This window comes from Paenibacillus sp. 01T442 (genome assembly GCF_056398345.1).
In genome coordinates, this window is the sequence record NZ_JBFTPF010000127.1 from 1 (window position 1) to 8,779 (window position 8,779).

Here is an 8,779-nt window from a genome sequence, read left to right on the forward strand (position 1 = left end):
AATAATGACAAATAAAAAACGTATTTCTCATCTTCTGAAAAATACGTCATGTTTCAACTTGATTAATAGAACGATGTTGGTGTTGTATTTACCCGTGGTTCACGCTCTGCTTGCTTAATAAAACGCATTTCATTTGCTGAAAAGTTGCAGATTAAGCACTGAATCGTTGGCTCAGGCTCAGGAATGACGCCAGGATCATGGAATTCGGTAATATTCCCGGAAAGTGCATCCTTTAGAAAAGACTGCGAATAACTCGTGATTACATTAAATTTAATGCGATTTGAACGGCAATTGGGACAAAAATATGGTTTCTCCTGCATATCATCACCTCATCTTCCAGTATGTGCATGTCGCACATTTTTAAAACGTGAAAGTGACTCGACAATATTTGCGTAATTTTACCAATTGCGATTATAATAAAAGAAATTAATCGGATCAATGAGGAAGCACCTTTTATCCAATTCGAAACTCAGTTCTTGTGACTGTGAATTCCGTGGAGAAGAAGGTGTTTTTTATGTATGGCAAAGTGATGAGTGCTTGTTTACAAGGAATTGAGGGTCGAACGATTGAAGTTGAGGTGGATATTTCGAGCGGCTTACCTCAGATTAACCTAGTTGGACTTCCTGACTCAGCGATTCGTGAGTCCGTAGAACGCGTACGTTCATCGATCAAAAATTGTGGCTTCACCTTCCCTATGGACCGAATTACGGTAAATCTCGCTCCAGCTGACTTGCGCAAGGAGGGCTCGTCTTTCGATCTTGCGATTGCTGTTGGTATTCTCATTACGACAGGCCAAGTGCATGTTGAAGGCTTCGCTTCCACCTTATTTCTAGGAGAACTAGCGCTAGATGGTTCTCTACGTCCAATTCCTGGTGTMCTATCTATGGTCCATGCTGCCAAGAAAACAGGGATTAAGCGAGTTTGTCTATCAACTGCGAACGCGCAAGAAGCCGCTTTAATCGAAGGTGTTGAGGTTTGTGTCATTACGAATCTATCCGATTTCAAGAAATGGAACACACGTTCTCACACCGAATTAATTTACCAAACTTTTGAGCGTGAATCAGACGAACACTCTATCTCCGGCAATAGTTCCCTTGGTTATGTTGAAGATTATGCCGACGTTAATGGACAGCATCAGGTAAAGCGCGCCATGATGATCGCTGCCGCAGGCATGCACAATTTACTCCTCCTTGGTCCTCCAGGAACTGGGAAAACGATGCTTATCAAGCGTTTGCCTTCTATACTTCCACCTTTAACAGACCGAGAAGCACTCGAAGTTACGAAAATTTATAGCGCTTCTGGCAAGCTAACAGACCGTTCAACACTGATGCGTGCAAGATCGTTCCGCGCCCCACACCACTCCATCTCAGCTGCCGGTCTCGTCGGTGGTGGAACTATCCCCAAACCCGGCGAAGTGAGTTTATCTCATCGTGGTATTCTCTTCTTAGACGAGCTTCCGGAATTTACACGAAATGCCCTTGAGGTACTCAGGCAGCCCCTTGAAGATCGCTACGTCATGATTGCCAGAGCAAGAGCTGTGTACACATTCCCCTCGCATTTTATATTAGCCGCAGCTATGAACCCATGCCCGTGTGGCTATTATGGTGCTGAAACAGAAGCTAATGCTTGCATTTGCAGTCCCGCTAAAATCGTCCAATATCGCTCCAAAATTTCAGGTCCGCTTCTTGATCGAATTGATCTCCATGTTGAAGTTCCAAAACCCAGCTATGCCCAACTAAAAGATAATGCCTCTAATTTGTCGTCTAGTGAGATGCGAGCGAGAGTCATGCAGGCCCATTTGCGACAGCAGCAGCGTTATGCTGGAACAGATATTCAGCATAATAATGAGTTGAGCGGAAGATTAATGCGGGAAATTTGTCAATTAACTCCTGAGTGCGATCAGCTACTGCGGACTTCATTTGACGCATTAGGATTAAGTGCACGCGCGCATGATCGAATTTTACGGCTTGCCATCACGATTTCGGATCTAGACGGTTGTGATCGCATTCTCCMCGCTCATCTTGCAGAAGCCATTCAATATCGGAATTTAGATAAAAACCAACGCATCGATGAAATTGTTATCTAAGCTAAGGTATTTATATAGATACGTTGAATAAGAAAAGCCCTTTGACTTGTCATAAGGCTAAATGACTGTCAAAAGGCTTCTTGTATATGTATGATTTTCGGATCCGTGTTACTTTCTGACATTTCAACTGCAATAACATCGAATTGAATCGATTGCTCATATTTATGAAAGCGATGCATATAAAATTGTGCAATTTCACGAACCTTCGCCTGCTTGCGATAGTCCACCGATTCTTTGGCAGTACCGAATCGGTTAGACGGACGTCTTGTTCGCACTTCAATAAAAATGAGCTTATTCGACTTCTCTGCAATGATATCGATCTCGCCTGAACGACAGCGCCAATTCCTCTCAACAATCTGATACTCTTGCTCTAGAAGATAGTTGAACGCCAGTTCCTCACCTTGTTTTCCCAACATTTTGCGATCATCTTTATAAAATTTGTTCATCCATCTAGGCCTCGCGAAGGTTTCATACGCTGGTCGGATCGGTAAATAAAACTTAGTACTTCAGCTACTAATTGATACAGCTCTGGCGGTATTTCTTGATCCAAATCAAGTTTGGATAGCACTTCAACTAACGATTTATCCTCTTGAATCGGAATACCGCTTTCCTTGGCCTTTTGCAAAATCGCTTCAGCCATATGCCCTTTCCCTTTGGCAATGAGGGTTGGGGCTTTCTGTGCCTCTGGTGAATAACGGAGCGCTACTGCCTTTTTGATCGGGGTAAGCTGTGATTCCTCGGGCGTTTTATTGGGAGGACTCATGCGCGAACATCAACCCCTTTATACGTTCTCGGGCGATAATGCTCACTTAAATCTACGCGACCATCCAAAGACCCTATTTTAGTTGCCTCTTCCTTACCTTCTTGAATGTCAGGAGGTTTAGGGTATGGCGAACATTTTAATGAAATAAACTGATAACCCACACTATTCATGGCGGTGGCAATCTCATCTTTGGATGACTCCATCAAACCAGCTAGTGCCGGATGATCATTGTGAATATTCAACGAGACAATTTTGTTCACGACTTGAACATCGAGTAGTGTGTTGCCCATTACCTTCATCTGAAGATCAAACAAAAGACGACAGTTACTAGCATCTAGCTCGCCACGACTTCCTTTACGGGATTGAATATGAATAGCTGCTGTTTGTTGACCTGTGTTGTCCAGGAAGGGCACGAACATAGTCATTTGCGTAAACATGGCATTCTTGTCATTCGTCAGCATAAGCTGCTGCCCCGTTATTTGACTGACCGCTTGCTGTGCCGCTTCTTTCAGTGGCGCAGGTGTATCGTCAGATGCAGTAAGTTGAAGTAATAGGCTTTTCAGGGTTTCTGTGGCTGGCTTCGCAGAATCCCCTTGCTGATCTGCGCCGTTGCTGCTAAAAAGCGAAAAGGTATTCTCTGTCGCTTGTTGGCGCACAGGCATAGGATTGCCGCGCTCGTCCAGCTTGGCGGCGACATGCGATTCATGCTCAATGCCAACAGCTTTGAGCATTTTGCTGATCCAGTTGGTCTCTGGATCAGCATTGGGCGCCTCTCGAGGCGCACTAACCTGCGCCTCTTTAGGGGCAAGCCCGCCCTCCTGCTTCGCAGGCGGGGCTTCAGGCAAKGGCTTCGGCGAACCCGCTTGCAGCGGTTCGCCCTGCCGTACAGGCTCAGCGCTGCGCGCCTGAGCCATGTGCCCGTCGGCCGCTGGCTTCGCCGAAGCGGCCACTCCTGCCGCGCCAGCTGCTGGCGGCGCGGGAGGGGCTTCGCCCGCTGCTGGTGCGGCGGGCGGGGCTGCACCTGCAGCGGCCGCCGTAGGCTCGCTGCCACGCGGCGCAGCCGCGGTAGTGCCACCAGCCTGCGGAGCAGCTGGTGCGGCGCCCGTGGCCTGCGATTGCGCAGCCGCAGGCTCGTCCGCGACGGAGGCTGGMGCAGCCGTCTCCGCAGGTCTTACAGCTGCGGCGGTAGCACGCAGCTCCTTGAGCAGCGACACAACCTGCTTGGCGGTATCCGCCGCAGGGTGTGTCGGGTCTTGCTCAAGCAGCGCGTTCGCCTGCTGCTCTAGCTTCTCAAACACCTGACCCGCCGGCGGGCCGGTCGTCACTTGCTTTAAAGCATCCACTGTCGCAGGTGTGAGCGGCAACCCCCTCTTCGAGGCTAATACAGCCGCTTGCAGCCACTCTTCCTTATTAACTCCCTGTGGCATCTCTCGCATCACATTCTCAAATGCCTTCACATTTTCCTTGGACACGGGAATGCCTTCTTGCTGTATCTGCTGCACCATTTGACGATTACCAGCCGAACCCTTTACCTCAAAAGCCTTCAAAAGTTCACCGAGCGAGTCATCCGCGATCTGCACGTCGGAGGCAACAAGCGGCTTCAAAATAATTTGACCGCCCTTAGATTCTGGCTGCACTTGCAGCATGGTAACATCCCCTTGCTTAAGAGKGGTTTCCAGCTTTGCACGAACTTGCGTGCCACCTATATTCACTAGCGCTTCTTGATCACTCAGGAGTTGAAGCACTACACCTTTGACAATTTGCCCTACCTTTAATTCGAGCGTCTTCGGATCAGCTGCCGTTAAATCCCCGACTAAGTTGCGAATTAATCCACTAATATTCATACAGCTCACCTCAAATCTGATTACACGTATGTATAATATCGGCGTCTGATGCCATTTTCGTTACATTAAATAAGATCGAATAAGAGCTGTTCGTTTTGCATTTCGTTCTCTTGCGCTTCAAGCTGAGCCATAATTTTACGAATAAATAATTTTCTATGTAGCGGCGTAGGCCCATATCTCAAGAGCATCTCTCGATGGTGTTTGGTCGCATAACCTTTATGTACAGCTATTCCGAATTCTGGATACTGCTCGTCCCATTCTAGACACATTCGATCTCTCGTTACTTTGGCGATGATGGAAGCTGCAGCGATGGATTGACTTAACGCATCCCCATGAATGATGGCTGATTGAGGAAGATCTATGTCCACATTTTCAGCATCAACAAGTAAATAATCCGGTACTTGATCTAGTTTCTCTATCGCTTGCTTCATAGCTAATCTTGATGCTTGTTTGATATTAATTGCTTCTATATCTTCCACATTGACAATACCAATACCAACCGATATCGCCTCATTCATTATTTGATCGAACAGCAGTTCGCGCTTCTTCTCCGATAGCTTTTTGGAATCATTTACTCCTTCAAGCACATGCCMCCTCGGAAGAATAACCGCAGCAGCCACAACATCCCMAAATAGGCATCCGCGACCAACCTCATCAATACCTGCTATCGCTGTGAAACCTTGCTGCCATATGTCTTTTTCATGTTCTAGCACTATCTCGGCCCCTTTCCCATGCCTTCATTATATAGGATCGTCACTTCGTCAAGCYACACCCATTTTTTTCAACTTTATCTCCACAAAAAAAAGAAAAACCCAAGGCTCAGCCCCAGGTTCTTCCTGATTCATCATCATTAAAATGGTCGTTCCAACGAAATACGGCCCATTTTCCMAGCTCTCAGATCACGAATAATAATGAGGGAAGCTTTGTCCAAATCGACTTTCCCACCGCTCACAATAGCGCCGCGCTTACGCCCAATCGCTTCCATGACCTTCACCATTTCTTGAATGTTATCCATATCTTCCGGTAGTTCCTGAACACCAAAGCGTTCCTGGATACCAGCACCATAATGCTGAACCATATATTTAATGGTAAACAAAGCTACGTCATCTAAATGCAGAAGCTCTTCCTTGATGGCCCCAGTTGCAGCCAAACGCATGCCAACCATCTGATCTTCAAATTTAGGCCACAAAATCCCCGGTGTATCCAGCAGATCCATCTCGGTGCCAACCTTGATCCATTGTTGACCTTTGGTCACACCTGGCTTATCACCAGTCGCAGCAATCTTCTTGCCTRCCAACTGATTAATAAGTGTGGACTTACCAACATTCGGGATTCCAACAATGAGCGCTCTAATCGCACGGGGATTAATCCCTTTACGCAGCATCGTCTCAATTTTATGAGCCCAAAGTTGCTTGACGCGAGGCAGAATCTCTTTGACATGCGTTCCGTTCGCAGCGTCAATTGGCAAGGCGGGTAAGCCTTGATCTGCAAAATATTTCACCCATTCTGCCGTCACTTGCGGATCAGCCAGATCGTTCTTGTTGAGCAATACGAGACGTGGCTTGCCTTTTAAAATCTCATCAACCATCGGGTTCCGGCTGGAAAGCGGGATTCGGGCATCCAAGAGCTCAATCACGACGTCAATCAGTTTAAGCTTTTCCTCGATCTGTCTGCGAGCCTTGGTCATGTGACCGGGAAACCATTGAATGGTCATTTCTCTTCACCTCAAAAATGTATGAAACTAATTTTCTTCACCGGCCAGAAAATTACTTCTGCACGGCCTACGATTTTATTGTATGGCACAAAGCCAACACTTTTCGTACGACTATCTTTGGAATTCGGACGATTATCACCCATAGCAAAAATTTCGCCTTCTGGCACTTTCGTTTCCGGGAAATCCAGTAATGTGTTGTACGGATGGCCTTCTTTAACCGCTTGATCAATGGCAGCTTGGATAAAAGGTTGGGCTAATTCTTCACCGTTTATGTACACCTTGTCCCCAACTACCTTCACGGTTTCTCCAGGTAGAGCGATGACACGCTTAATATAATCTTTACCTTCAGGTGCGTGGAAAACGATGACTTCGCCGCGCTTCGGATCACGAATATCGTACACGATTTTATTGACAATCAATCGCTCGCCTGTGAAGAAATTCGGATGCATCGAATCTCCATCAACAATAAATGGGGAGAAGAGAAACCAACGAATAATAATAACAAGTACTCCTGCTATTACTAGCGCCTTAATCCATTCCCACGTTTCACTTTTTGTTTGCCCGGTCTTTGCTGGAGTAGCACTGATCGGCTGATTAGGTTGCATTTGATCGTTATTTTCCATCACTGACGGCCTCTCTTCCAGTTTTGGTATGATCTCTATTATGTCCTATTATGTACAGAAAAAATGAAAAGGAGACTTGACTGAACAAGCCCCCCATTTTACTATCGAATTTCTTTAATTCTTGCTGCTTTACCACGAAGACCACGCAGATAATAAAGTTTCGCACGACGAACTTTACCACGGCGAGCCACTTCAATCTTGTCAATCTTCGGAGAATGGAATGGGAAAGTTCTTTCCACACCCACACCGTAAGAAATTTTACGAACTGTAAACGTTTCGCTGATTCCACCGCCGTGGCGTTTAATAACAACACCTTCGAACAGCTGAATACGCTCACGTGTACCCTCGATAACTTTTACGTGTACTTTAAGTGTGTCTCCTGGACGGAAATTAGGAATATCCGTACGGAGTTGCTCTTTCGTAATCTCTTGAATAAGATTCATAGTTGACTCCCTCCTTCCACACAGGTGTTCATTCCGCTAATAGTTAGTAAAATCTAAGTTGTTATGCGTAGAGGACCACCAGACTCGAACTGTTGAAAAAATCACAACAGAATATATAATATCATAGTCCCAAGATTAATTCAATAGAGAAGATTCTGAGGACCTATCTATTGGATTCTTGTTTTTGCTTTTTCCATTCAGACACCCATAACTTTTCCTCTTTGGACAATATTCTGCCCTCAAGCAAATCAGGCCGGCGCTCTAAGGTCCGAATGAGTGACTCTTTGTTTCGCCATTTTTTCACATTGGCATGGTGACCAGACAAAAGCATCTCAGGGACTTCCCAATCTCTGAACTTGGCAGGACGTGTATAATGAGGATACTCCAGAAGTCCCGTTGAGAAAGAATCCGTTACCGCCGACATCTCGTTCCCGAGCACCCCAGGTAGAAGTCTCACTACACTGTCTATAATGACCATAGCGGGTATTTCACCGCCGGTTAGTACATAATCACCTACCGATAGCTCGTCCGTCACCAGGTACTGCCTAATCCTTTCATCATAACCCTCATAGTGACCGCAAATAAACACAAGATGCTCTTCACCAGCCAACTCTTCCGCTTTCTTCTGGGTAAAGGTCTCCCCCTGGGGGCATAACAGGATGACCCGCGGTTTTACAGCTGCTCCATCAGCTGTTTGATGTGTTGGCAAATCTTCGACGGCACCAAAAATCGGTTCTGGCTTCAGCACCATGCCCCCACCGCCGCCATAAGGGTAATCGTCAACGGTATTATGCTTGTTCGTGGAATAATCCCGAAAATTAACCGTGCTCAGGGAAACGATCCCTTTATCACGCGCTTTCCCTAAAATACTGGAGGAGAATACACCCTCAAACATTTCTGGGAATAAGGTTAAGACATCAACTCTCATTCCAATAACCCTTCCATCAAATGAATCCGAATTGTTTTGTTCGGAATATCCACTTTTAGAATGACATCATCAATCACGGGAAGTAATAGCTGCTTACCTTTTGGTAAAGAAACCACCCAGACATCATTAGCTCCTGGCGTTAGTATTTCAGAGATCAGTCCCAGCTCTTGCTCATCTTCTGTGATGACTTTACAGCCGATGATTTCGTGATAATAATACTCTCCCTCTTCCAGCGGCTTTTGATCCTTAGCCTCAATCTTAAGCAGAGAGCCTTTAAATTTCTCAACATCATTAATATTCGAGAATTGACTGAACAAGACAATAAATACGTTTTTATGTAAGCGGGACGTTTTCACCGTCACCGGCGTTTGCTTATTT

General features: G+C 46.0%; 11 protein-coding genes. 1 reads left to right on the plus strand and 10 read right to left on the minus strand.

Features of this window, described 5'->3' with window-relative positions:
* Positions 1-62 precede the first annotated feature (62 nt).
* The gene (locus tag AC1DLM_RS33660; RefSeq protein ID WP_056624884.1) at positions 63-320 is read right to left on the minus strand and encodes a hypothetical protein; all 258 of its coding nucleotides are present in this window, start codon (positions 318-320) and stop codon (positions 63-65) included.
* A 194-nt stretch (positions 321-514) separates the two neighbouring features.
* Here AC1DLM_RS33660 and AC1DLM_RS33665 point away from each other — a divergent pair, with 194 nt between their 5' ends.
* Positions 515-2,086: a YifB family Mg chelatase-like AAA ATPase gene (locus tag AC1DLM_RS33665; RefSeq protein ID WP_477572420.1), complete on the plus strand. Its 1,572-nt coding sequence runs from the start codon at positions 515-517 to the stop codon at positions 2,084-2,086.
* A 68-nt stretch (positions 2,087-2,154) separates the two neighbouring features.
* Here AC1DLM_RS33665 and AC1DLM_RS33670 read toward each other — a convergent pair whose 3' ends face one another.
* The 9 genes from AC1DLM_RS33670 to rimM form a co-directional block, all read right to left on the minus strand.
* Positions 2,155-2,532: a YraN family protein gene (locus tag AC1DLM_RS33670; protein ID WP_171635772.1), complete on the minus strand. Its 378-nt coding sequence runs from the start codon at positions 2,530-2,532 to the stop codon at positions 2,155-2,157.
* Positions 2,529-2,849 carry an EscU/YscU/HrcU family type III secretion system export apparatus switch protein gene (locus AC1DLM_RS33675; protein WP_441990538.1) on the minus strand — a complete coding sequence of 107 codons (321 nt, stop codon included), beginning with the start codon at positions 2,847-2,849 and terminating at the stop codon, positions 2,529-2,531. The genes AC1DLM_RS33670 and AC1DLM_RS33675 overlap by 4 nt, the downstream gene beginning before the upstream one ends.
* Entirely contained in the window at positions 2,846-4,693 is a 1,848-nt protein-coding gene (locus tag AC1DLM_RS33680; RefSeq protein ID WP_477572421.1) for a hypothetical protein, read from the minus strand. Before AC1DLM_RS33680 ends, AC1DLM_RS33675 begins: the two co-directional genes overlap by 4 nt.
* Before the next feature lie 65 nt (positions 4,694-4,758).
* The gene (locus AC1DLM_RS33685) at positions 4,759-5,406 is read right to left on the minus strand and encodes a ribonuclease HII (RefSeq protein ID WP_477572422.1); all 648 of its coding nucleotides are present in this window, start codon (positions 5,404-5,406) and stop codon (positions 4,759-4,761) included.
* A 137-nt stretch (positions 5,407-5,543) separates the two neighbouring features.
* Positions 5,544-6,407 (minus strand): ribosome biogenesis GTPase YlqF, encoded by an 864-nt coding sequence (gene ylqF / locus AC1DLM_RS33690; protein WP_477572423.1) that lies wholly within the window; start codon positions 6,405-6,407, stop codon positions 5,544-5,546.
* Between the two features lie 11 nt (positions 6,408-6,418).
* Positions 6,419-7,030, minus strand: a complete 612-nt coding sequence (lepB, locus tag AC1DLM_RS33695; protein WP_441990541.1) for a signal peptidase I — start codon at positions 7,028-7,030, stop codon at positions 6,419-6,421.
* A gap of 101 nt (positions 7,031-7,131) precedes the next feature.
* Complete coding sequence (gene rplS, locus AC1DLM_RS33700) at positions 7,132-7,473, minus strand: 50S ribosomal protein L19 (RefSeq protein WP_028558249.1); 342 nt, start codon at positions 7,471-7,473, stop codon at positions 7,132-7,134.
* Between the two features lie 163 nt (positions 7,474-7,636).
* Positions 7,637-8,401 (minus strand): tRNA (guanosine(37)-N1)-methyltransferase TrmD, encoded by a 765-nt coding sequence (trmD, locus tag AC1DLM_RS33705; RefSeq protein ID WP_441990542.1) that lies wholly within the window; start codon positions 8,399-8,401, stop codon positions 7,637-7,639.
* Positions 8,398-8,779: ribosome maturation factor RimM (rimM, locus tag AC1DLM_RS33710; RefSeq protein WP_477572424.1), on the minus strand; the 382-nt coding region annotated here is incomplete at its 5' end. The genes trmD and rimM, both read right to left, overlap by 4 nt.